The sequence below is a fragment of the Halobaculum litoreum genome, from assembly GCF_030127125.1.
Lineage (GTDB): Archaea > Halobacteriota > Halobacteria > Halobacteriales > Haloferacaceae > Halobaculum > Halobaculum litoreum.
Genome location: NZ_CP126156.1, coordinates 2246476 through 2268201, shown reverse-complemented (window position 1 = coordinate 2268201; position 21726 = coordinate 2246476). Strand labels below are relative to the sequence as shown.

The window sequence follows — 21726 nt, the reverse complement described above, 5'->3', positions numbered from 1 at the left end:
CCGGACGCTCGCGCCCCGGTCGCGCAGGCCCGCGACGAGGCGGCGGTCGTAGCGGAACCCGCCGGAGGTGGTCGCCGGGTCGCCGGGGACGACGAGGGCGACGGCGAGGTCGGCGGTGTCGGCGGTGTCGGCGGCGGCCTCACTCATCGCCGTCGGCGCCGTCGTCGGGCGGGCCGGCGCCGTCGAGGGGCGCCTCGTAGCCGGCGGCGGCCTCGTCGTCCTCCCACACGGTCACCCGGAGCGAGTCGGCCGGGTCGCCCGCGGCGGCCGGGGCGAGCCGGGCGTGGAGGACGCGGGCGAACCGCTCGACGCTGGGGTTGTACCCCTCGAACTCCGGAAGGTCGTTCAGCGTCGTGTCGCGGTAGCGCGCCTCGACGTCGTCCAACGCCGCGCCCACGTCGTCGATGTCGACGAGGTAGTCGTACTCGTTCAGCGCCGGCCCGGCGAACGTCGCCTCGACGGCGAACACGTGCGAGTGGCGGTCGCCCTCGGGACCGGGGTCGGGGACCGTGAGGTAGTGCTGTGCGACGAACTGGCGTGTGACGGTCGTGTGGTAGGTCATGCGTGGGTGACGCGCCCGCCGGGCGTCGACCCGCGGTCGGCGGACGGGGCGGTCGCGTCTGTCGATCGGGTTGACACACGCTACGGCTCCCACACCAAGAACGTGTCGTGACCGGCGCGCCGTCCCCGCGGGTCACCCGACGAACTCCTCGACCACCGGCGGGAGCCGTCGGCGGACGAGCGCGTACACGACGCCGAGCGCGACACAGCCGGCGGCGACCGACGGCAGCGGGGCCGGGTAGAACAGCGCCACCGGCGCCGCCAACACGGCCGTCGCGACGGCGTCCTCGGGCGCGCCGTCGTAGCGGATCAGGTACCGCGGCCCGATCCACCGTCCGCGGAGGTGGTCGTACACCGCCTCCCGCGAGGTGCGCTCCCACGGCCGGATCTCGTCGCCCGCGCCGAGCGCGTCCGTCCCGGCGTGGACGGCGAAGGAGACGGCGAACACGGCCAGCGACAGCGTCGCCGCCGTCGGGACGACGACCGCGGCCGCGACGGCGGGGAGCGCGAGCGCCCAGCCGAGCACCGGGAAGTGGAGCGTCCGCCGGTGGCGGCCGACGAACAGGTCGGCGTCCGGCAGCAGGCCGCCGACGATGCCCGCCGTCGCCGCGGGGACGGCCGCCTCCGGCGCGTACACCACGACGGGCGCGGCGAGGAGCGCGCCGACGAGCGCGTGCGTGAACGCCATCACGGCCGGATCACGACGCCCGGCGGTAGAGGACGACCAGCACGACGATCAGCACCGCCTGCGCCACCTTGTCGGTGATCCCGATCGGCGAGAGGTACTCGTCGGCGGGGGTCACCGCGAGCCAGATGACGATCTGGCCGAGCGTGAACGGGACGCCGACCGCGTAGAACAGTCGGCGACGGAAGTCGACCAACACGGCGCCCGCGCCGACGAGGAAGCCGACCCCGGCGACGAGGAAGGCGATCCCGAGCCCCTGGTCGATGAACGAGACGCCGAGGAACAGGTGGATCACGCCGCTGATCGCCGCCATCGCGACGCCGAGCCAGTGGAGGCCGGTCATCGACTCCGTGTGCAGCGTCAGCCCCTCCGACGCGGTTTCGGTGCTCATGGCGGACGAAAGGGGCGCGGACGTGTTAAAAACTCTCACGGACCGTCGGCGCGCCGCCGTCGCGTTACTCCGGCTTCAGGCCGCCGTCCTGCACGCGCATGACCGCCTCGCCGTCGGCGAGGTTCGGCGCGTCCACGAGGCGGACGATCCGCTTGTCGCCCTTCGACTTGCGGAGGTAGATGCGGAACGTCGACTTGTGGCCGAGGATGTGGCCGCCGATCGGCTGGGTCGGGTCGCCGAAGTACGAGTCGGGGTTGGCCGCGACCTGGTTGGTGACGAGGACGGCGACGTTGTACAGGTTGCCGACCTTGTCGAGCTCGTGGAGGTGTTTGTTGAGCTTCTGCTGGCGCTCGGCCAGTTCGCCGCGGCCGACGTACTCGGCGCGGAAGTGGGCGGTGAGCGAGTCGACACACAGCAGGCGGATCGGCCAGTCGGTGTCCTCGTGCTCGCTGGCGAGTTCGTTCGCCTTCTCGGCCAGCAGGATCTGGTGGTTGGCGTTGAACGCCTTCGCGACGTGGATGTGGTCGAGGAAGTCGTTGACGAGCGCCTCCATCGCCTCCTCGTCGTCGGGGGTCCCCTCGATCTCGCGGCGCTCCAGTTCGTCGGCGAGGATCTCGTCGTCGAGGCCGCGGACCATGTCGTCGATCCGCTCGGGGCGGAACGTGTCCTCGGAGTCGACGAAGATGGTGCCCCCGTCGAGGCCGCCGTTCTCCTTCGACAGCTGGACGTTGACGGACATCTGGTGGGTCACCTGCGACTTGCCGGAGCCGAACTCGCCGTACACCTCGGTGATCGACTGGGTCTCCAGCCCGCCGTCGAGCAGGTCGTCGACCTCGTCGATCTGCCAGGAGAGCTTGCCGATCTCCTCGCGTCGCTCCAGCACGGCGGCGCCCGTCTCGAAGCCGCCCACGTCGGCCGCCTCGCGGGCGCCGTTGATCACGTCCGCCGCCGTGGACTCGCCGATGTCGGCGGTGTTGCCGAGGTCGCCGGGGCTGGCGACGGCGAGGCTCTGGTAGCTCTTGAAGCCCGCCTCGATGAGCTTGTCAGCGGTCGCGGGGCCGACTCCGGGGAGCGCCTGCAGGTCGTCTTCTGGCATCGTACCCGGTTCTTGCCCCGCTCCCCACATAAACCCTCGTTAACAGTAGGGTGGAAGTGAAACCGAGGTACGTGAGCGGGGCGCTCACCACGGGTGTCCGAGGGTTCAGAACGGAAGGGGTGGGAGGCGGCGTTCGTGGCGGCCGGAAGACACTTTCCTCGCGCACGGAATGGCCGGGGTATGCGTCGGCGTGCGTTCTGCTCGTCGCTCGCGTTCCTCGTGGGTGCGGGCTGTGCCGCGCGGCGACCGGCCGCGTCCGACGCCGAAGGGGGCGATTGCGACGACGCGAGGCTACTGAAGACGAACCGGTGGGCCGAGCAGTCGAGCGACGACGGCGTCCCGTACGAGGACTACGTCTCGGTCGGCGTCGCCGTCACGGGTCCGGAGCCTCCCGACCTTCTCGTCGCTATCGAGGTCGCCGACGGCGTCGACGAACACGTGCTGGAGCTCGACGGACTCGCCGCGGACGCCGACCGGGAGGAGCGGTGGGACGGCTTCGAGTTCGGACCGTTCGGGCACCACACCGTCGGCGACGTGCGGGCGTCGCTGGTCGGATGCGACGAATCGATCCCGTAGTCGGCCCCCGGTCAGCCCCACGGGTGGCCGTTCGGGCTGTCCGGCCACAGCGGATACCAGTACTCCTTCTCGGATTCGAGGCCGAGTTCGCCGTCCAGCACGGATTCGAGCTTGAACTCGATCTTGTTGTCGCGACTGCTGGTGCCGGTCGGCGCGAACGGGTAGTAGGCGCCGCGGCGGAACGAGTAGACCCAGTAGGCGCGCTCGCCGCCGTCCCGCTCGAAGCCGAACACGGCGGCGAGGAGGCGCGAGCCGTACCCGCGCTCGACGAACTCGTCGGCGGCGAAGTGGACGGAGGTGACGAGGTCCTCGGGGTCGTCGTCGGCGAGCACGACCCAGTGGTAGCCGTAGTCGTCGGCGTGGCGGCGGAACGTCGTGCCGGTCTCCTCCGCGCCGGCGTCGAGGATCGCCTCGACGGCGTCGACGGTGTCGGCGAAGTCGGTGGAGTCGACCGACGAGAAACACAGCGCGGCCTCGCCGACCGACCGGAAGCCGAGGTCGGCCTCCATCGTGACGTACGCCGTGCTCATCCCGAACAGGTCCTCGGGGTCGGCGTCGCTGACGGCGTCGGTCTCCGCACGGACGCCGAGCACGGATCGGAGTGTGTCGAGGATCCCCATCGTCGTTGCCGGACTGACGGCGGGGTGCGTGTTCAAGCCGTCGCCTCGGGCGACGGACGCGCGGCGGCGACGCGCGCGCCGCGCCGCCCGCTCAGTTCCCCTGGATCGCGTCGATCACCATCGCGGCGGCGACGACGGGCTCTTTGGGCACGTCGCTCGCGTCGTCGACGCTGATCTCGTAGGTGTCCTGCAGCGAGAACTGCCCCTCGATGGCGCCGACGTGGCCGCCGTCGGCGTCGGTGATCTCGTACTTGTGGGGGATCCACGCGCCGAACGGGAGGACGTTGCGCGCGAGCGTGACGGCCGCGCCGCGGGAGTCGATCTGCGCCAATCGCGCCCCGGTGTCGGCGTCGCGGATCGTCCACGTGTCTTGGAAGACGGAGTAGTCGTTGTCGAGGATCACCAGCTCCTCGTCAGTTCGCGAGTCCGTGAGGACGTAGTTGCCGGCGACGTCGAGCATCCCGGCGGCCTTCACGCGGAACACCGGCTCGCCGTCGGCGTCGACGAACGGGAACTCCTCTTTCAGCTTCAGCATCTTCTGTTTCCCCCGGAGGACGACGTTCCCGGCCGAGTCCTCGGCGCGGTACTTGTTGCGGACGAGGCTCTGGACGACGGTGTAGCGGTCGTCGGTCAACTCGATCCCGGCGATGTCGTACGTGCGGTCGCTCACGTGCGGCACTGCTCCGGTCTCCCACTTGAACGCTCGGACGGCGGGGCGGAGCAGGTCGGCGTCGGAGGCGGAGGCGGCTCAGGCCGTCTCGAACTCCCGCTCCAGTTCGCGGAGGCGCTCGACGCGCTTCTCGGTGCTCGGGTGGGTGGAGAACAGCTTCCCGACGAACCCGGACCTGATCGGGATGACGAAGAACGCGTTCATCTCCGCGGTGTCGCGCAGGTCCTCCTTCGGGACGCGGTCCATACCGCTGTCGATGGTGACCAGCGCCGACGCGAGCGCGCCGGGCTTGCCGGAGATGGCCGCGCCGCCGCGGTCGGCCGCGAACTCGCGGTAGCGCGACAGCAGGCGGATGAGCAGGAACGAGATCACCCACACGACCAGCGACACGACGATCGCCACCAGCACGGGCGCCTGGTTGCCGCCGCGGCTGTCGCCGCCGCCGAGCAGCCAGCCCCAGCGCACGACGATGAACGCCAGCGTCGACAGGAACGACGCGATGGTCATCACCATCACGTCGCGGTTCTTGATGTGCGCGAGTTCGTGGGCGAGCACGCCCTCCAACTCCTCGTCGTCGAGGGTGCGCAGGAGGCCCGTCGTCACACAGACGGCCGACTTCTTCTGCGAGCGGCCGGTCGCGAACGCGTTCGGGACGCGCGTGTCCGCGACGGCGACCGTCGGCTTCGGGAGGTCGGCCTGCTGGGACAGGCGGGTGATCGTGCGGTGCAGCTCGGGGTACTCCTCCTCGGAGACCTCCTTGGCGCCCATCGAGTAGAGGGCGAGTTTGTCGCTGAAGAAGAACTGCCCCAGCGAGAACAGGCCCATGATGGCGACCAGCGCGAACAGGCCGACGAACCTCGACAACACCGCGATGAACACGATGTAGAGGGCGAACAGGAGGAACCCGGTCAGCACCATGCGACCGCGGAGTCCCCAGTCCGTCTTCCATTCCATACCCCTACTACCGGATGCACGGCTTAAACGCTGTCGTGGATCGGCCGACGGTCGCGACGGCGGCGCCCCGCCGTCGCCGTCCCCCGAGGCGGACGGACTTTTACCCCGAGGCCCGCGAGTACCGGTGTGGTCGAGGCACTCCTGGTGGTCGGGCTGGTCGTCGCGGTGTTCGTCGGCTTCAACATCGGCGGCTCCTCGACGGGCGTCTCGTTCGGCCCGGCGGTCGGCAGCGGCACCCTCTCGAAGACGGCGGCGGCGGCGCTCATGTCGCTGTTCGCGCTCGCGGGCGGCTGGACGGTCGGGCGCGAGGTGATCGAGACGATGGGCGGGAAGATCGTCCCCGCCGCGCAGTTCACGCTGGCCGCCAGCGTCGCCGTCCTCTTCTTCGTGGGGCTGGCGCTGCTCGTCTCAAACACCTTCGGCGTCCCCGCCTCGACGTCGATGACGGCCGTCGGCGCCATCGCCGGCCTCGGCGCCGCCACCGGGACGTTGAACGCCGACGTGATGCTCCGGATCGTCGGCTGGTGGCTCGTCGCGCCCGTCGTCGCCTTCTGGATCTGTGCGGTGGTCGGCCGCTACCTCTACCCGTACCTCGACGCCGCCTTCGCGATCGACCGCACGCCCGGGGGGATCCTCGAGTTCGACGGCCGCCGCCCCCGGATCGCCGACGACACGACCGGGAAGGAACTGCTCGGGACGGTGCTCGTCGTCGTGATCGCCTGCTACATGGCCTTCTCGGCGGGCGCGTCCAACGCCGCCAACGCCGTCGCGCCGCTGGTCGGGAACGGGTCGATCACGGCGAGCCAGGGCGTGTTGGTCGCCGGGGCGGCGATCGGGCTCGGCGCGTTCACGATCGCGCGCCGGACGCTCGACACCGTCGGCAACGACCTCACGGACCTCCCGCTGTTGGCGGCGCTGGTCGTCGAGGTCGTGTCGGCGAGCATGATCACCTTCCTCTCGGCGATCGGGATCCCCGCCTCGCTGGCCGTCTCCGCGACGATGTCGATCGTCGGCCTCGGGTGGGGGCGGGCGACGCGCACGACGACCATCGGCGACGCCGTCAGCGGCGCCATCGGCGCCGACGGGGGCGACCGCGAACGGTCGGAGGTGTCGGTGAACGCGCTCGCGGCCGAACGCTCCTCGGCGGCGGACGTGCCGCGCGTCGGCGAGGAGGAGGGCGACGACCTGCTCGCCGAGGACCTGTTCGACGCCGGGACGACCGGGCGCGTCGTCTCCTTTTGGATCCTCACGCCGACCATCTCGTTCGTCTCGTCGTACGCGCTGTTCTCGCTGGTCCCGCTGTAGGGGGCGCGCCGGCACGACGGCCCCGGACCGCGTTCTCCGCCGTACGGAAAACGGTGGTTTTGGCACGCCTAAAGGCTATACGGCGGCGATTCTCCCTGCGAGATAGCAACAACTAATGGTCCGGCGGTCGAATCGCGGGACGAAATGCCCACGGTCGAATACCTCAACTACGAAGTGCTGGACGACAACGGCTGGGACCTCGACGACGACGACCTCTTCGCCAACGCCGCCGACGCGGGGCTGGACGCGGAGGACTACGGCGAGCTGGAGGTCAACGAAGGCGAGTACATCCTGGAAGCCGCCGAGGCCCAGGGCTACGACTGGCCGTTCTCGTGCCGCGCCGGCGCCTGTGCGAACTGTGCGGCGATCCTGAAGGAGGGCGAGATCGAGATGGACATGCAGCAGATCCTCTCCGACGAGGAGGTCGACGACAAGAACGTCCGCCTCACCTGCATCGGGTCGCCCCAGGCCGACGAGATCAAGATCGTCTACAACGCGAAGCACCTGGACTACCTCCAGAACCGCGTCATCTGAGCGCGGCTTCGCCGCGACTTCTCCCGTTTATCGCCGCTCGCCAGCGACGGCTCCGCCGGGGTCCGGCGCACCGCCCCCCGCCCACCGCCCACCGGCCGCCGTCGCGGGCAACGCAACGCCTAACTCCCCGGCCGCGTGCGACCGGACATGGACGTGTTCGGCGTCGCCACCGCGGCCGACCTCCTGCGCCTGCTGCTGCTCCCGCCGCTGGCGTGGGCCGCCTACCGCGACATCCGCACCCGCCGCGTGTCGAGCGGCCTCTGGTACCCGTTGCTCGCGATCGGCGTCCTCGCGCTGGCGCTCGACGCCGCGGCGGCGTTCCCGTTCGACGGCTACGCCGGCCGGATCTTCCTCGTTCGCGTGGGCTTCGCGCTGCTGTTCGTGATCCCCTTCTCGGTGCTCGCGTACCGGCTGGCCGCCTTCGGCGGCGCCGACATGAAGGCGCTCGTCGTACTCGCGGTCGCGTTCCCGACCACGCCCGCGTACGTCGTTCCGCTGTGGATCCTGCCCGACGTGACGTGGCTCCACACGGTCGGCTTCCCGGTCCACCCCGCCGCGCTCGGCGTGACGGCGATGTCGGCGCTGACGAACGCCGTGCTGTTCGGGGCGGGGTACATCGCCCTCCTGTTCGCGTCGAACCTCGCCGCCGGCCGGCTGTCGCCCGCGATGTTCGTGGGTCGCTGGACCGCCGTCGACGACCTGCCGACGGTCCACGGCCAGCTCCTCCGCGTCGACGGGCTCCGCCCGGAGCGCGGCCTCGACCTCGACGCCCTCCGGATGTACCTCCGGTGGCGCGGCACCACCCTCGCGGCCGTCCGGGCCGACCCCGAGGCCCACCGCGACCCGGCCTCCGTCGAGGGGACCCACCCCCGACCGACGGCGCCGTCCACGACGGCCCGCGGACCGACGGCGGCGTCGACGGCGGCACGGACGACTCCGGCGGCTTCGAGTTCCCCGACGCGGACGCGGCGGAGAAACCGGGTGCCGCGGCCGATGCCCCGCCTGCGGCCGCCTCGCCCGCGGCGCCGGACGACCCGTGGGCCGCCGAGCGGTTCCTCGACGACGTCGAGGGGAGCGCGTACGGCACCACCCCCGAGCGACTCCGCGAAGGGTTGGAGCGGGTGACGAGCGAGGAGGCGCTGTGGGTGTCGCCCGGCCTCCCGTTCCTCGTCCCCCTGTTCGCGGGGCTCGTCCTCGCGTTGACGTACGGCGACGCGTTGACCGTCGCCCTCGGCGCGCTGGGACTGGTGTGACCGTACCGCCGGGTCCCGAGCCGCCGGCCGGCCCGACACACGCACAAGACCTATCCGCCGCACCGCCGACGTTCGGGGCGATGAGCGACTCGCAGGTCGACGCCGCGGGCGGCGGGATCGACGTGGACTTCGGGGACGACGGGCTCGTCCCCGCGGTCGCACAGGACGCCGACTCCGGCGAGGTGTTGATGCTCGCGTACGCGAACCGGGAGGCGCTCGACCGGACGCGCGAGACGGGCCGGGCCCACTACTACTCGCGCTCCCGCGAGGAGTTGTGGGAGAAGGGCGCCACCAGCGGCCACACGCAGGCGGTCGACGAGGTCCGCGTCGACTGCGACGCCGACGCGCTCCTCTATCTCGTCGACCAGACCGGCGGCGCGTGTCACACCGGCCACCGCTCGTGTTTCCACCGCACCGTCGACGGCGACGCGGTGGGCGAACGCGTGTTCGACCCCGACGCGGTGTACGAGTAACGGATGGTCGGGGACCCCGACGCCGTCGGCGACGCGCCCGGGCCGGACGCCAGCGCGACGCCGGCCCCGCTCCCGGACGCCGACCGCGACGCGGCCGCGCTGGTCGACGCGCTCCGCGAGGCGCGCGAGCGCCGCGCCGACGCCGAGGCCGCCGTCGCCGAACACGGCGCGGCGACGCTGGAGACGGTCCGCGACGCCGTCGGGCGCGCCGACCGGCTCCTCGAGCGGTACGTCGACTCCGCGACGGGCACCGGCGACTTCCAGGCGTACGTCGAGTTCCAAGGCGAGTTCGCGGGGATCGTCGAGGACCTGGACGAGGACACGCCCGGCTACGGGGCGTTCGAGCGGGCCAACGAGGCGGTCGACGGCCGCCGCCTCTCGGAGTCGGACTTCGAGCGCGCCCGCGAGGCGCTCGCGCCCGCCCGCGACCTCGCCGACCGCCTCGCCGAGCGCGAGGACGCCGCGGCCGCCGTCCACGAGGCCGAGCGCGCCGTCGAGCGCCGCCTCGACGCGCTCGACGAGCGGGCGGCCGACCTCGAACGCCTCGTCGAACTCGGCGAGGCGGACCTGACGGCGCCCGTCGAGGAGATCCGCGAGCCGATCGCGGCGTACGACGACGCGGTCCGCGACGCGTTCGCCGACTTCCGCCGGGAGGCGCCCGCCCGCGAACTGCTCGGCTTCGTCGCCGACGCCGCCGCCACCCCGTTCGTCGACTACGCCGCCCCGCCGCCCGAACTGGTCGCCTTCCTCGCGGACGCGCCCGCCGGCGACGAGCCGGTCCCGGACCTGCTGGCGTACGCGGACTACTCGGCGTCGAAACTGGACCACTACGTCGACGACCCCGGCACCTTCACCGCCCGCGTGCGGCCCCACCGGACGTACCTCGAACGGCTCTCCGCGGACCCGCTGACGGTCGGCTGGCCGCCGCCGTCGGCGGAGACGCTCCGCTTCCAGCGCGAGGAACTCGTCTCGCTGGTCGCGACGTTCGCCCCCGAGTCGGTCGTCGCCCGCGCCCGCGCGCTCCGCGAGGCGGCCGACCACCCCGAGTACGAGCGCCTGCGCCGGGCCGCCGAGGCGGAGGCGGAGCTGTCGGACGAGGAGGTCGAGCGCGTCGCCTCGGGGGCGGCGGCCGCGGAACTGGCCGCCGCCCGCGCGCGTCGGGCGGCGCTGGCGGCGGCGCTCGACGACGAGTGAGCGACGGCCGCGCGGGCGGCTACACCGGCCGCGCGTACACCGCCGTCGGGTACGACTCCCCGTCGACCTCGAACGCCGACGAGCCGACGCGCTCGAAGCCGCGCGCCTCGTAGAACGCGCGGGCGTCGTCGTTGGCCTCGAACGTCTCCAGCGCCAGCCGGTCGACGTCCGCGGGCAGCCGCTCGACGACGTCGGCCACCAGCGCGCTCCCGACGCCCTCGCCCTGTCGCTCCGGGTCGACGTAGACGGCCCGGAGTTCGGCGTCGTCGCGCTCACAGAACGCCTTCCGGTCGGCGCCCCACAGCGCGTCCGCGAACCCGACGACCGCGCCCGGCGCCGGGTCGACGGCGACGAGGAACGCACGCTCGTCGTCGACGGCGCGCTCGTAGCGCGCCTGCAGTTCGCGGCCGCTCGGGACGGTCATCGCGTCGAGCCGCTCGGCGGGGAGGATGCCGGCGTAGGCGTCGCGCCACGCCGCGCGGTTCACCGCCATCGCCGCGCGGAACTCCGTCGCCGAGGCGACCGGGCGCACCAGCGTGTCCATGTCGCCGACTCGGGACCGTTCGGACAAAAGCCGTGTGGGCCGGGGCGTCGACCTCGCGGCCTTACGCCTCGACGCCCTTCTTCGCGTCCGCGAGCGCCCCGCGGGCCTCCGTCGCGAGCGCGCGCGCCCGCTCGGGGTCGGCCGACTCGGCGTACACGCGGACCTTCGGCTCCGTGCCGGAGGGGCGCACGAGCACCCACGCGTCGCCGTAGTCGAGCCGGTAGCCGTCCTTGGTGTCGGGCTCGGCGTCGGCGGCCTCGGCGTACGCGGCGGCCGCGTCGAGCATCGCGTTCAACTCGGCGTCCGTCTCGTAGGTGAGGTTCTCGCGGACGTTCGTGTAGTCCTCGTACGGTGCGACCACGTCGCTGACGGCGACGTCGCGCGCGGCGAGCAGCTCGAGGAACTTCGCGGCGATGAACGCGCCGTCGCGCACGAGCCGGTAGTCGGGGAAGAACACGCCGCCGTTGCCCTCGCCGGCGACGGGGACGGACTCCCCCTCGCGCCACAGCTCCTTGATCCGGGTGATGATGTTCGTCGAGCCGATGGGCGTGAGCTCGAGGTTCGCCCCGGCGGCCTCGCAGACGTCGACGAGGCGCTGGGAGACGTTGACGGCGGCGACGGTCGTGTCGCCCTCGCCGAGGTGGTGAGCCGCCAGCGCAGCCAGCGAGGCGTCGCCCTCGACGTACTCGCCCGTCTCGTCGACGAAGACGGCGCGGTCGGCGTCGCCGTCGTGGGCGACGCCGGCGTCGGCGTCGGCCGCGCGGACGAGCCGCTTCAGGTCCGCGAGGTTCTTCTCGACGGGCTCGGGGTCGCGCCCCGGGAAGTGGCCGTCCGGCTGGGCGTTCACCGTGACGACGTCACAGCCGAGTTCGCGGAAGAACTCGGGGGAGGTGAGCGCGCCGGCGCCGTGGCCGGGGTCGAGCGCGACCGTGAGGCCGGCGTCGGCGACGGCGTCGCGGTCGACCGTGGCGAGCATCTCGGCGACGTAGTCGTCGTTCGCGTCGGCGACGCGCCGGGACGCGCCGATGGCGTCCCACGCGACCGTCGTGGTCCCCTCCGAGAGGAGGCGGTCCTCGACGACCTCGAGCCGGCTGACGGGGAGTTCGACCCCGTCGTCGCCGACGAGCTTCACGCCGTTGAACTCCGGCGGGTTGTGCGACGCCGTGATCATCACGCCGGGCACCGCCTCCACCTCGCAGTACCGCACCAGACTCGGGGTCGGCACGACGCCGAGTCGCTCCACGTCGACGCCGGCGGCCGTGATGCCGGCGGCGGCGGCGTCCGCGAACGTCCGCCCGGACGTGCGCGTGTCGTGGCCGAGGGCGACCCGGTCGGCGTCCCACGTCGCCGCGGCGGCGGCGGCCACCCGGGAGACGAACTCCGGGGTGAACTCCTCGCCCACGACCCCGCGGGTGCCGCTCGATCCGAAGACCTTCATTCGGTTCGTAGGTCCGACGTGGGGCGGGATAGTGGTTCCGACCCGTCACGCTCCGTGCGACACGGAACCGCGGCCGTCGCCGCCCGCCCGGCCGCCACGACGACCGGCCGGCGCTGGCTCCGTCGCTCGGCGGCGGGATTTACCTCCGATGCCGGCGAACCGACGACCATGATCCACGCGACCGGTCCGCTGCTGTCGATCGACCTCGACGCCCGCGAGGCGACGACCGAGGGGATCGACGACGTGCTCGGCGCGTTCGTCGGCGGGCGCGGCGTCGGGACGAAACTGGCGTTCGACCGCGTGCCGTTCGACGCCGACCCGCTCGGGCCCGAGAACCGCCTGTACCTGACGACGGGGCCGCTCCAGCACTCGTCGATGAGCTTCACCGGGCGGATGAACATGACGGGCGTGTCGCCGCTCACCGGCGGGCTCGCGTCCTCGAACGCCGGCGGCTTCCTCTCGCGCAACTTCACCGGGACGGGGTACGCCGCCGTCGAACTCCGCGGCGCCGCCGACGAACCGCTCGCGGTCCACGTCCGCGAGGACGGCGTCACCTTCGAGTCGGTCCCCGAACTCGTCGACGCCGAGGTGCCCGCGGTGACCGACTGGGCCGAGGCGGAACACGACCTCGCGGCCGAACACCTCGCGTGTATCGGCCCCGCGGGCGAGCACCGCGTGCGCTACGCCTGCGTGATGACCAGCGAGACGCGCGCGTTCGGGCGCACCGGCCTCGGCGCGGTGCTGGGGAGCAAGAACGTGAAGGTGCTCACGTTCGACGGCGACGCGGCCGCGGACGTCGAGATCGACGCCGTACAGTCGGAGATCCACCGCGAGGCCGCCACGTCGGACCACATCATGAAGCGGCAGGGCACCACCAGCGTCACCGAGCTCGCCAACGAGGTGGAGGCGCTCCCGACGGACTACTTCTCGAAGCAGTCGTTCGACGGCGTCGAGGGGATCGGCGGCGACGCGGTGGAGTCGAAGAAGTACAAGAAGGGCACCTGCTCGCAGTGCGCGTTCGCCTGCAAGCTCCCGACGCGCGACGAGGCCGCGGGCGTCGAGACGGAGGGTCCGGAGTTCGAGACGGTGATGGCGTGGGGGTCGAACCAGTCCGTCGACGACGTGGTCGAGGTGATGAAGGGGAACGAGCTGTGCGACCGCCTCGGCGTCGACACCATCTCCGCGGGCGACACGATGGCCGCCTACCTCGCCAGCGAGGACGACCTCGGCGACGCCGAACGCGCCCGCGAACTGCTCCGGAAGGCGGCGTTCCGCGAGGGCGAGGTCGGCGACCTGCTCGCGGAGGGCGTCCACCGCGCGGCCCCCGAGTTGGGCGTCGACGACTGGACGGTGAAGGGGCTGGAGTTCGCCGCCCACGACGGCCGCGCGCTCAACGGGCAGGGGCTGTCGTTCGCGGTGTCGAACCGCGGCGCCGACCACATGTACGCCGGCTTCTACGCGAAGGAGTACCCGCTCGTCTCCAAGGAGGAGGCGCTCGACAAGCGCGGGCTGGAGGGGAAGCCGCCGCTCGTCGCCGAGGCGGAGAACCACGCCGCCGTCCTCGACTCGGCGGTCGCGTGCAAGTTCTCCCGGGACTTCGTGAGCGACGAGCGGCTGGGCGCGCTGTTGGACGCCGACTACGACGACCTGCTGGACGTGGGCGCCCGCGTCGTCGAGCTGGAGCGGGCGTTCAACAACCGCCGCGGCTTCGACCGCGACGACGACGCGCTGCCGTACGACCTCGACGGGTTCGCGGACGCGCTCGACGAGTACTACGCCGCCCGCGGCTGGCGCGCCGACGGCGTGGTGCCGGGGCTGGGCGAGCCGGGCGCGAGCGACGGCCCGGCGGCGGCGGACGACTGAGGCGGCCGTGTCCCCCGACACGACCGCCGACGACGGTGCGACCGCCGCCCGCGACGCGGACGGCCACGCCGTGGACCGGACGGAGACGGCCGCCGTCGTCGTGGTCGGCTGCGGCCCCGGCGGCGCCGTGCTCGCGTCCCTCCTCGCCCGCAGCGGCGTCGACGTCACGCTGGTGGAGCGGGAGGCGACGTTCGCGCGCGAGTACCGCGGCTTCGGGTGGAACCCGAGCGTCGTCCGGCTGTTCGACGAGATGGACCTGCTGGACGACGTGCTCGCCCTCGCCCACGAGACGGTCCGCGAGGGGACGTTCACGCTGTACGGCGAGCCGGTCCGCGTGCTCGACTTCGACGTGCTCGACACCGCCTACCCGTACGCCCTGCTCATGGAACAGCCCGCCCTCCTCGAACTGCTCGTCGACCGCGCGAGCGAGTACGGGGGGTTCGACTTCCGGCCGTCGACGACGGTGACGGGCCTGCGGCGCGACGACGACGGCGCCGTCCGCGGCGTGACCGCGCGGGACCGGGCGGCCGACGAGTCGCTCGCGGTCGACGCGCGCGTCGTCGTCGGCGCGGACGGTCGCTACTCGGCGGTGCGCTCGGCCGCGGGCATCGACGCGGGCCTGTTCGACTCGCCCGTCGACCTCGTGTGGTTCACGCTCCCGGCGGGCACCGTCGACGCCGCCACGCAGGGACAGATCGGGCCCGGCGGGATCCTCGTCCACTTCGGCCTCGGCGCCGGGCGCCTGCAGGTCGGCTTCCTCCTCCGCGACGGCGAGTGGCCGGCGGTCCGCGAGGCGGGGTTCGACGCGTTCCGCGAGCGCGTCGCCGCCGTCGACCCGGCGGTCGCGCGGGCGATGGGCGCCCACCTCGACGGCTTCGCCGACACGACGCTGCTCGACGTCGCCCCCGGGGTCGCGCCCGAGTGGACGCGCGACGGCCTCGTCCTGCTGGGCGACGCCGCCCACACCGCCAGCCCCGTCGGCGCGCAGGGGAACCCCTCGCGGTCGAGGACGCGGTCGTCCTCCACGACGTGCTCGCGGACGCGCTCGGGGACGGAGCCGGCCCGCTCCCCGCCGGCGCGCTCGCCGGGTTCGAGCGCCGCCGGCGGCCGACCGTCGAGCGGGTCATCGCGCTCCAGCGCCGCGCCGCCCGGGGGATGGCGTGGTGGCTCCGCTTCGGCGAGCGCGTGCCGCCGTGGCTCGTCCGCGCCCCGGCGGTCGCCTTCGGCCGCGCCGCCGCCGCCAGCCGGCTCGCCCGCCGGCCGGTCGAGGCGTTCGCGCTCGGCGACCGCTCCGTGTCGGTCGCGCGCGAGCGGTTCGTCGACTGACCCGGGGCGGCCGCGACCGGCCGTCCGCGTCCCCCCGCCCCCGCACCGCGTTTCAGGCCTGATAGGCGGGGCCGAACCGTTATGCCCGGCCTGCGTCCCTCTCCCGACGTGAGCACGAAACGGATGTCGACCGTGTCGCTGGGGATGTTGATCGTCGTGTCCGTCGTCGCGGCCGCGCTCGTCGCGGTGCAGGTGATCTGAGCGGGCCGACGGGAGCGGACCGACCGACGGCGAGCCGCCGGGGGGCGGACGGGCGGACCGGAAGCGACGGGTCGCGACGGGTCGCGACGGGACCGAACCGACGAACCCAACCGCCGCGAGCCCCTGCCCTCGGTCGATGGAGATCCAGTTCCTCGGCGGCGCCCGCGAGGTGGGTCGCTCGGCGGTGCTCGTCGACGACGCGCTCCTCCTCGACTACGGGACGCTGACCGGGGACCCGCCGCAGTACCCGGTCGGGCGGCCGGAGCCCGACGCCGTCGTCGTCAGCCACGGCCACCTCGACCACGTCGGGCAGGTGCCCGCGCTCCTCCGGGGCGACCGCCGCCCGCCGATCCACTGGACGCCGCCGACGGGCGAACTGGCGCGGGTGCTCGCCCGCGACACGCTGAAACTGCGCGGCTACGACTGCACCTTCACCGGGAGCCACGTCCGGCGCCTCGGCGAGGTCGAGCACCGCCACGGCTACGACGAGCCGTTCGTCGTCGCCGCCGGCGGCACCGACTACGAGGTGACGTTCTTCGACGCCGGCCACATCCCCGGCAGCGCGCACGTCCTCGTCGACGACGGCGACACCCGGCTGCTGTACACGGCGGACTTCCACACCGACGACACGCGCCTGCTGTCGGGGTCGACCGCCCGGCCCGACGCCGACGTCGTGATCTGCGAGAGCACCTACTCCGACGTCACCCACGAGGACCGCACACGGGTGGAGGAGCGGTTCGTCGAGCGCGTCCGCCGCACCCGCTACGAGGGCGGGACGGCGCTGATCCCGGCGTTCGCCATCGGCCGCACGCAGGAGGTGCTGCTCGTCCTCGGCGACACGGAGGTGCGCCCGTACCTCGACGGGATGGGCCAGACGGTGACCGACATCGTGCGCCGCCACCCCGAGTTCGTGCGCGACCCCGACGCGCTCCGGCGGGCGAAGTCGGGGGCCCGGTACGTGACCGGGAAGGACGGCCAGCGCGAGCGCATCGCCGCCGACAACGAGGCCATCGTCACCACCTCCGGGATGGTGTCTGGCGGCCCGGTGATGCGCTACCTCCCGATGCTCCGCTCGGACCCGACGAACCACGTCTGCCTCACCGGCTACCAAGTCGAGGGGACGAACGGCCGGATGCTGCTGGAGCGCGGGCGCTGCGAGTTGGACGGCGGGGTCGTCCCCGTCGCCGCCGGCGTCGAGCTGTTCGACTTCTCGGCCCACGCCGACCGCGACGGCCTGCGCTCGTTCCTCGACGGCTACCGCGACGCGACCCTGCTCGTCAACCACGGCGACCGCTGTCCCGCGTTCGCGGCTGACCTGCGCGAGGACGGCTACGACGCGAGCGCCCCGGAGCTGGGCGAGCGCGTCGTCGTCTGAGCGCGACGCGTGCGCCCCCGCCCGTAACGCCCTTTCTTCCGCCGCCCGTGGACACGTGCGTGGTCGGCGATCCGGACGACATCGACCCCGAGGCGGTGTTGGAGCGTCGCGAGCGCCGCGTCTCGCGGCAGGGACACGCCGCGGTCGCGGGGGCGCTCGCGACGACGGCGCTGTCGACGGCCGCGCTCGCGCTGGCGATCGCCGTCGGCGCGCTCACGCCGCGGGCGCTCCTGCCGGTGTTCTCGCTGGCGGGGCTGGGGGCGCTGGCGGGCGCGTGGCTCAACGGCGCGCTGGTGAAGCGCACGGACGACTCGCGGCCGTGGTTCCGCCGGGGCGTCGGGGTCGTCCTCGCGGCGGCGGCGGCGCTCTCGGCGGCGGTGTTCCTCCTCGGGAACGGTGTCGGCGAGTCGGTGCAGCTGCTCGTGATCCTGTTCGGGGTGGCGTGGCTCGCGGGCGCGGCGGTGACGTGGCGGTTCCGGTGACGCGGCGGACGCGACCGGGCGCCCGTCGGACGGCCGCGGGGCCCGTGGAGCCGCCCGGCGGCTCAGGCGTCGGCGGACTCGACCTCGACGGCGACCTCGTTGCGCCGGAGGAACGGGAGCGTCCACGGCGCGTCGTACCCCATGTAGAACGGCTCGCCGGCGACCGGCACCGACGCCGACGCCAGCGCCGCCTCCAGCCGCTCGACCTCCCGCGCCACCCGGCGCCCGGTCGGTCGCCACGAGAACCGCCTGACGGCGAGCGTTCGCTCCGGGACGGCGACGAGCGTCACGTCCTCGTCGGTCGGGCGCGGCGCCGACTCGGCGTCGTACTCGGCGGGGAGGTAGAACGCCATCCGCACGCCCCCCTCGACGTCGTCCGTCTCGACGGGCGCGGTCATCGGGATGCGCCGGCTCCCGTCGCTCACCTCCACGGGCGCGGTCATCGGGATGGAGACGCCGCGGCCGCCGTCGTCCCCGTCGCCGACGCGGACGGGCGCGGTCATCGCGAGGTCCGTCTCCGTCTCGTTGGCGCCGGCGATGTAGCGGAACAGCCGCCCGAACGCCTCGCGGCGGCCGTCGGCGACCGTCTCCGCGAGGACCGTCGGCGGGTAGCGCCGTAGCTCCACGTCGCCCACGCTGGCGACGACGGTGTACGGCACCGACTCCGTGGTGTACCGCCGGTAGAGGTTCCACGCGCCGAGCACGCCGACGGCGGCGCCGGCGGCGCCGAGCGCGAGCGAGACTGGTCGGTTCATGCCGTCGTCGTACGCGTCCCGACGGCATACCGTTTGCCTCCGGGGCGACGACCGGTCAGTCGTCGGCGTCGACGTCGGCGTCGGCGGCCGCGCCCGCGTCGCCGTCCCCGTCGCCCGCGGTCCCGAACTCGTACGTCACGCCGGTCAGCTCCTCGGAGACGTTCCACAGGCGCTCGGCGTCGCCCTCGCGGTACGAGCGGTCGCTGGAGCGCTGGCGCTCGGGGTGGCCCCGCATGTCGAACAGTCCGCCCGGGCCGACGTAGTCGCCGCCGGCGACGCCCGGCGCGGTCGCGGCGTACAACAGCGGCCACGCGCCCGCCGCGGCCGACTGGGCGAACACGGCGTTCGCCGCCCGCATCGCGAGCGCTCGGAACTGCGACCCTTCGGCCTCGGGTCCGCGGCGCTGGAGGTTCGTCGCCGCCCACCCCGGGTGACAGACGACGCTCGTCACGCCGTCGACCCCGTGCCCGTCGAGGCGTCGCTGGAGTTCGTAGCCGAACAGGACGTTCGCGAGTTTGCTCTGCCCGTACGCCTCCCACTTGCCGTACGCGCGCTCGTGGTGGAGGTCGTCGAAGTCGATCTCGCCGCGCTCGTGGGCCCGGCTCGACTGGGTGACGACGCGGCTCTCCCCGTCGGCGGCGACGAGGTCGTCGAGGAGCAGCCCCGTGAGCGCGAAGTGGCCGAGGTGGTTGACGCCGAACTGCGTCTCGAAGCCGTCGACGGTCTCGGTGCGCGGGATCGCCATCACGCCCGCGTTGTTGCAGAGCACGTCGATCGGGTCGTCCCGCTCGTCGGCGAACGCCCGCACCGACGACAGGTCCGCGAGGTCCAGCTCCGCGACGGTCAGGTCGTCGCCGCTGACGCCGGACTCCGCCCGTTCGATCCCGGCGGCCGCCGCCTCCCCGCGCTCGACGCTGCGACACGCGAGGGTCACCTCGGCGCCCGCGCGGGCGAACGCCCGCGTCGCCTCCTTCCCGATGCCGCTGTTGGCCCCGGTGACGACGACGCGTTCGCCGTCCATGTCGGGGAGGTCAGCCGCGGTCCAGCCGGTCATGCCCGACGGTTCGCCCGCCCGCGGCCTAAACCCCGAGGGCCGGCACGCTACAGCCAGCCTTCGCGCCGGAAGTACGCCACGAGCACGACCGCGATGCCGGCCATCCCGAGCATCGTCGCGTGGTAGGCGTACGGCCACGCGAGTTCGGGCATCGACGCGAAGTTCATCCCGAACACGCCGGCGACGAACGTCAGCGGCAGGACGACCGTCGCGACGACGGTGAGCCGGCGCATCACCTCGTTGGTCGACTGCGACAGCGTGTTGAGGTAGATGTCGCGCGCCCCCGCGGTGAGGTCGCGGTACGTCTCGGTCAGCTCGACCAGCTGGACGACGTGGTCGTACACGTCGCGGTAGTACTTCTCGCTCGCCTCGGCGACGTGGTCGGCGTCGCCCCGCGTCAGCGGGCTGAGCGCGTCGCGTGTCGGCCACACGACCCGCCGCACAGACAGCAGTTCGCGACGGAGGTCGTTGATCTCGCCGAGCGTGTCGGGGTCGGGGGCGTCGATCACCAGCTCCTCGACGGTCTCGATGTCGTCCTCCAGCTCGTCGAGCAGGCGGAAGTAGCCGTCCACGACGCGGTCGATCACGAGGTAGCCCGCGAAGTCGGGGCCGCGCGCGAGCGCGCGCCGCTCGGCGCTCGCGAGACGGTTCCACACCGGCTCGACCGCGCCGCCCCCGTCGGTCGTCACCGTCACCAGCCAGTCGTCGCCGACGAACACGCCGACCGGGCGGGTCCGGATCTCCTCCAGAAACGTCGTCTCGCCGATGCGGAAGCGTGCGGCCTTCACCAACAGGAACGTGTACTCGTCGAGCACCTCCGACTTCGGGCGGCCGTCGCCCAGCACGTCCTCGGCGTGCAGGGGGTGGATCCCGAAGCGCTCGGTCACGGTCGCCAGATCGCCCGTCGGGCGCGGCGTCCCGCCGGTGTCCGCGACGCCCTCGCCGCCGTCGGCGTCCCCGACGTCCACCCACACCCAGGTCGTCCCCGGGGCCTCGACGGCCGCCGTGGGGTCGGCGAACGTCGCCGACTCGCCGTCGGTGTACGACAGCGCCCGGATCACCGGTCGTCGCCCCCTTCGCCGTCCGCGGGGCGCCGGCGTCGACGCCGGCGCCGGTCCCGCCCGCGTCGCTCGTGCGGGCGGTCCCCGTCCCGCCGTCGGCCCGGTCGACCGTCCCGCCGGTCACCGTCCCCGTCTCGGTACGGCCGTACGTGACCGCCGCGAGCGTCACGCCGATCATCAGCCCCGCGATGCTCGCCTCCCGACCCGGGTACGGCGCGGCGACGCCGGCGCCGTAGCCGACCAGCGACAGCGTCGTCAGCGCCGCCGCCGCGAGGAACGTCCGGTCCATGTCGCGCCCGTCGACACCGACCCCCCTAACGGTTCGGGCACGCGCAACGGCCTTGTGCTTCGGTACCGTTGACCACGATATGGCAGTAGACGACGCCGACCCCGCGATCCCCGACCTCTCCGAGGAGGAGGCGCGGGCGCTCCACTCCCTCCAACTCGGGATCGAACACGCCTACCGGGCGTACGCGGACCTGCTCGGCTGTCACCACCGGACGGGACACGCCATGGACCGGTTCGCCGAGGCGGAGGAGCTGTTGCGAGCGGCCGGCCACGACGGCTACGCCGACACGATCCGCGACCGGCTGTTGCCCGCCGGCGCGGTCGAGGACCGCTGGACGTACGAGCTCGTCACGGAGTTCCGGCGGGGGCTGGTCGACGAACTCGACGCCTTCGAGACGACGGTCCGCGACGACCTCGCGGGCGGGGTGGACCACGTGAGCGAACGCGCCCAACAGCGGGCGTGGCGCGAGCGGGCCCGCTCGTCGGAGTGGACGGAGTGAGGCCCGTCCCGCCCGTCGCGTGACCGCGCGGCCGGTCGCGCCGCTGGTCGGGACGGTCGCGTGGACGGCGCGGCACGGGGCCTCGCCGTCGACAGTCAGGAACGCTCGCTCGGCTCGCGGCTCGCCTCAGTCGTCGTCGACGACGACCTCGACGGGCTCGGACTCCTCGGCGGCTTCCGCGCCGCCGGCGCTCCCGCGCTCCTGGTACAGCATCACGCCGGCGACGACGAGGACGATCCACGAGCGCCAGTTGGCGAGGTTGAGCGTGTAGCCGATGCCGAACGGCTTCTTCACGAGCATGCCCTTGCCGGGCTGCCAGTACGAGGAGAGCAGGCGGCCGACGCTGGGACGCTCGAAGTTGTACGGGATCCCGAAGAGTTCCCCCGATTGGGGTTTATCTGCCATACGACCGACAACGACGGCTTCGGATAAATCGCTTTGGCCCGATGGCGGCACAACACGGGCTGGGTTCTCGTCCGATACCGGCCCGCCCGGCTCGACGCGCCGACCGCCGGGACGCGTCGGGC

At 73.1% G+C, this 21726-nt stretch carries 23 protein-coding genes and 1 pseudogene; 11 read left to right on the top strand and 13 right to left on the bottom strand.

Annotated elements, in window-relative coordinates; genetic code table 11:
• Positions 1–139: 139 nt before the first annotated feature.
• The 4 genes from P0R35_RS12380 to radA all read right to left on the bottom strand — a co-directional run bounded on the left by P0R35_RS12380 (position 140) and on the right by radA (position 2733).
• A complete protein-coding gene (locus P0R35_RS12380; protein WP_284012779.1) occupies positions 140–562 on the bottom strand; it encodes a 6-pyruvoyl trahydropterin synthase family protein in 423 nt (140 codons plus the stop codon).
• A gap of 132 nt (positions 563–694) precedes the next feature.
• Complete coding sequence (locus tag P0R35_RS12375) at positions 695–1249, bottom strand: metal-dependent hydrolase (protein ID WP_284012778.1); 555 nt, start codon at positions 1247–1249, stop codon at positions 695–697.
• A gap of 10 nt (positions 1250–1259) precedes the next feature.
• Entirely contained in the window at positions 1260–1637 is a 378-nt protein-coding gene (locus P0R35_RS12370) for a DUF7475 family protein (RefSeq protein WP_284012777.1), read from the bottom strand.
• A 64-nt stretch (positions 1638–1701) separates the two neighbouring features.
• Complete coding sequence (gene radA, locus P0R35_RS12365) at positions 1702–2733, bottom strand: DNA repair and recombination protein RadA (protein WP_284012776.1); 1032 nt, start codon at positions 2731–2733, stop codon at positions 1702–1704.
• A 180-nt stretch (positions 2734–2913) separates the two neighbouring features.
• Here radA and P0R35_RS12360 point away from each other — a divergent pair, with 180 nt between their 5' ends.
• Positions 2914–3309 carry a hypothetical protein gene (locus P0R35_RS12360; RefSeq protein WP_284012775.1) on the top strand — a complete coding sequence of 132 codons (396 nt, stop codon included), beginning with the start codon at positions 2914–2916 and terminating at the stop codon, positions 3307–3309.
• A gap of 11 nt (positions 3310–3320) precedes the next feature.
• On the opposite strand, the gene pspAB is transcribed toward P0R35_RS12360, so the two are convergent.
• From pspAB to htpX, 3 genes are all read right to left on the bottom strand, one after another.
• Positions 3321–3929 carry a PspA-associated protein PspAB gene (pspAB, locus tag P0R35_RS12355; protein ID WP_284012774.1) on the bottom strand — a complete coding sequence of 203 codons (609 nt, stop codon included), beginning with the start codon at positions 3927–3929 and terminating at the stop codon, positions 3321–3323.
• Positions 3930–4020: 91 nt separating this feature from the next.
• Positions 4021–4599, bottom strand: a complete 579-nt coding sequence (locus tag P0R35_RS12350; protein ID WP_284012773.1) for an LURP-one-related/scramblase family protein — start codon at positions 4597–4599, stop codon at positions 4021–4023.
• Positions 4600–4677: 78 nt separating this feature from the next.
• Positions 4678–5553: a zinc metalloprotease HtpX gene (gene htpX / locus P0R35_RS12345; protein WP_284012772.1), complete on the bottom strand. Its 876-nt coding sequence runs from the start codon at positions 5551–5553 to the stop codon at positions 4678–4680.
• Positions 5554–5679: 126 nt separating this feature from the next.
• On the opposite strand from htpX, the gene P0R35_RS12340 reads away from it, so the two are divergent.
• From P0R35_RS12340 to P0R35_RS12320, 5 genes and pseudogenes are all read left to right on the top strand, one after another.
• A complete protein-coding gene (locus P0R35_RS12340; RefSeq protein WP_284012771.1) occupies positions 5680–6858 on the top strand; it encodes an inorganic phosphate transporter in 1179 nt (392 codons plus the stop codon).
• Between the two features lie 144 nt (positions 6859–7002).
• Positions 7003–7392 carry a ferredoxin Fer gene (gene fer, locus P0R35_RS12335; RefSeq protein WP_284012770.1) on the top strand — a complete coding sequence of 130 codons (390 nt, stop codon included), beginning with the start codon at positions 7003–7005 and terminating at the stop codon, positions 7390–7392.
• A 153-nt stretch (positions 7393–7545) separates the two neighbouring features.
• Positions 7546–8645: pseudogene (locus P0R35_RS12330) on the top strand (prepilin peptidase).
• 80 nt (positions 8646–8725) lie between these two features.
• The gene (hisI, locus tag P0R35_RS12325) at positions 8726–9118 is read left to right on the top strand and encodes a phosphoribosyl-AMP cyclohydrolase (RefSeq protein ID WP_284012769.1); all 393 of its coding nucleotides are present in this window, start codon (positions 8726–8728) and stop codon (positions 9116–9118) included.
• 3 nt (positions 9119–9121) lie between these two features.
• A complete protein-coding gene (locus tag P0R35_RS12320; RefSeq protein WP_284012768.1) occupies positions 9122–10312 on the top strand; it encodes a DUF7118 family protein in 1191 nt (396 codons plus the stop codon).
• A gap of 19 nt (positions 10313–10331) precedes the next feature.
• Here the strand turns inward: P0R35_RS12320 and P0R35_RS12315 are convergent, their stop codons facing one another.
• A complete protein-coding gene (locus P0R35_RS12315) occupies positions 10332–10856 on the bottom strand; it encodes a GNAT family N-acetyltransferase (RefSeq protein ID WP_284012767.1) in 525 nt (174 codons plus the stop codon).
• 61 nt (positions 10857–10917) lie between these two features.
• Positions 10918–12294, bottom strand: a complete 1377-nt coding sequence (glmM, locus tag P0R35_RS12310; protein WP_284012766.1) for a phosphoglucosamine mutase — start codon at positions 12292–12294, stop codon at positions 10918–10920.
• A 168-nt stretch (positions 12295–12462) separates the two neighbouring features.
• On the opposite strand from glmM, the gene P0R35_RS12305 reads away from it, so the two are divergent.
• The 4 genes from P0R35_RS12305 (at position 12463) to P0R35_RS12290 (ending at position 17541) form a co-directional block, all read left to right on the top strand.
• The gene (locus tag P0R35_RS12305) at positions 12463–14157 is read left to right on the top strand and encodes an aldehyde ferredoxin oxidoreductase family protein (RefSeq protein WP_284012765.1); all 1695 of its coding nucleotides are present in this window, start codon (positions 12463–12465) and stop codon (positions 14155–14157) included.
• Between the two features lie 7 nt (positions 14158–14164).
• Positions 14165–15595, top strand: coding sequence for an FAD-dependent monooxygenase (locus tag P0R35_RS12300; RefSeq protein ID WP_284012764.1), 1431 nt, complete (start codon positions 14165–14167; stop codon positions 15593–15595).
• A gap of 225 nt (positions 15596–15820) precedes the next feature.
• A complete protein-coding gene (locus P0R35_RS12295; protein WP_284012763.1) occupies positions 15821–17059 on the top strand; it encodes an MBL fold metallo-hydrolase in 1239 nt (412 codons plus the stop codon).
• Positions 17060–17118: 59 nt separating this feature from the next.
• Entirely contained in the window at positions 17119–17541 is a 423-nt protein-coding gene (locus tag P0R35_RS12290) for a hypothetical protein (protein WP_284012762.1), read from the top strand.
• A 62-nt stretch (positions 17542–17603) separates the two neighbouring features.
• On the opposite strand, the gene P0R35_RS12285 is transcribed toward P0R35_RS12290, so the two are convergent.
• Genes P0R35_RS12285 through corA form a run of 3 tightly spaced genes read right to left on the bottom strand, consistent with a single transcriptional unit; the run spans position 17604 to position 20411 of the window.
• Positions 17604–18296 (bottom strand): SOUL family heme-binding protein, encoded by a 693-nt coding sequence (locus P0R35_RS12285; RefSeq protein WP_284012761.1) that lies wholly within the window; start codon positions 18294–18296, stop codon positions 17604–17606.
• A gap of 55 nt (positions 18297–18351) precedes the next feature.
• Positions 18352–19350: an oxidoreductase gene (locus P0R35_RS12280; RefSeq protein WP_284012760.1), complete on the bottom strand. Its 999-nt coding sequence runs from the start codon at positions 19348–19350 to the stop codon at positions 18352–18354.
• A gap of 47 nt (positions 19351–19397) precedes the next feature.
• The gene (gene corA / locus P0R35_RS12275) at positions 19398–20411 is read right to left on the bottom strand and encodes a magnesium/cobalt transporter CorA (RefSeq protein WP_284012759.1); all 1014 of its coding nucleotides are present in this window, start codon (positions 20409–20411) and stop codon (positions 19398–19400) included.
• Between the two features lie 368 nt (positions 20412–20779).
• Between corA and P0R35_RS12270 the strand changes: the two genes are divergently transcribed.
• Positions 20780–21199 (top strand): hypothetical protein, encoded by a 420-nt coding sequence (locus tag P0R35_RS12270; RefSeq protein WP_284012758.1) that lies wholly within the window; start codon positions 20780–20782, stop codon positions 21197–21199.
• A 126-nt stretch (positions 21200–21325) separates the two neighbouring features.
• Here the strand turns inward: P0R35_RS12270 and P0R35_RS12265 are convergent, their stop codons facing one another.
• Positions 21326–21604, bottom strand: coding sequence for a DUF5808 domain-containing protein (locus tag P0R35_RS12265; RefSeq protein ID WP_284012757.1), 279 nt, complete (start codon positions 21602–21604; stop codon positions 21326–21328).
• Positions 21605–21726: the final 122 nt, after the last annotated feature.

Coding starts and splice junctions, on each gene's coding strand:
- P0R35_RS12380 (WP_284012779.1), bottom strand. CDS start 562: ATGACCTACCACACGACCGTCACACGCCAGTTCGTCGCACAGCACTAC.
- P0R35_RS12375 (WP_284012778.1), bottom strand. CDS start 1,249: ATGGCGTTCACGCACGCGCTCGTCGGCGCGCTCCTCGCCGCGCCCGTC.
- P0R35_RS12370 (WP_284012777.1), bottom strand. CDS start 1,637: ATGAGCACCGAAACCGCGTCGGAGGGGCTGACGCTGCACACGGAGTCG.
- radA (WP_284012776.1), bottom strand. CDS start 2,733: ATGCCAGAAGACGACCTGCAGGCGCTCCCCGGAGTCGGCCCCGCGACC.
- P0R35_RS12360 (WP_284012775.1), top strand. CDS start 2,914: ATGCGTCGGCGTGCGTTCTGCTCGTCGCTCGCGTTCCTCGTGGGTGCG.
- pspAB (WP_284012774.1), bottom strand. CDS start 3,929: ATGGGGATCCTCGACACACTCCGATCCGTGCTCGGCGTCCGTGCGGAG.
- htpX (WP_284012772.1), bottom strand. CDS start 5,553: ATGGAATGGAAGACGGACTGGGGACTCCGCGGTCGCATGGTGCTGACC.
- fer (WP_284012770.1), top strand. CDS start 7,003: ATGCCCACGGTCGAATACCTCAACTACGAAGTGCTGGACGACAACGGC.
- hisI (WP_284012769.1), top strand. CDS start 8,726: ATGAGCGACTCGCAGGTCGACGCCGCGGGCGGCGGGATCGACGTGGAC.
- P0R35_RS12320 (WP_284012768.1), top strand. CDS start 9,122: ATGGTCGGGGACCCCGACGCCGTCGGCGACGCGCCCGGGCCGGACGCC.
- P0R35_RS12315 (WP_284012767.1), bottom strand. CDS start 10,856: ATGGACACGCTGGTGCGCCCGGTCGCCTCGGCGACGGAGTTCCGCGCG.
- glmM (WP_284012766.1), bottom strand. CDS start 12,294: ATGAAGGTCTTCGGATCGAGCGGCACCCGCGGGGTCGTGGGCGAGGAG.
- P0R35_RS12305 (WP_284012765.1), top strand. CDS start 12,463: ATGATCCACGCGACCGGTCCGCTGCTGTCGATCGACCTCGACGCCCGC.
- P0R35_RS12295 (WP_284012763.1), top strand. CDS start 15,821: ATGGAGATCCAGTTCCTCGGCGGCGCCCGCGAGGTGGGTCGCTCGGCG.
- P0R35_RS12285 (WP_284012761.1), bottom strand. CDS start 18,296: ATGAACCGACCAGTCTCGCTCGCGCTCGGCGCCGCCGGCGCCGCCGTC.
- P0R35_RS12280 (WP_284012760.1), bottom strand. CDS start 19,350: ATGACCGGCTGGACCGCGGCTGACCTCCCCGACATGGACGGCGAACGC.
- P0R35_RS12270 (WP_284012758.1), top strand. CDS start 20,780: ATGGCAGTAGACGACGCCGACCCCGCGATCCCCGACCTCTCCGAGGAG.
- P0R35_RS12265 (WP_284012757.1), bottom strand. CDS start 21,604: ATGGCAGATAAACCCCAATCGGGGGAACTCTTCGGGATCCCGTACAAC.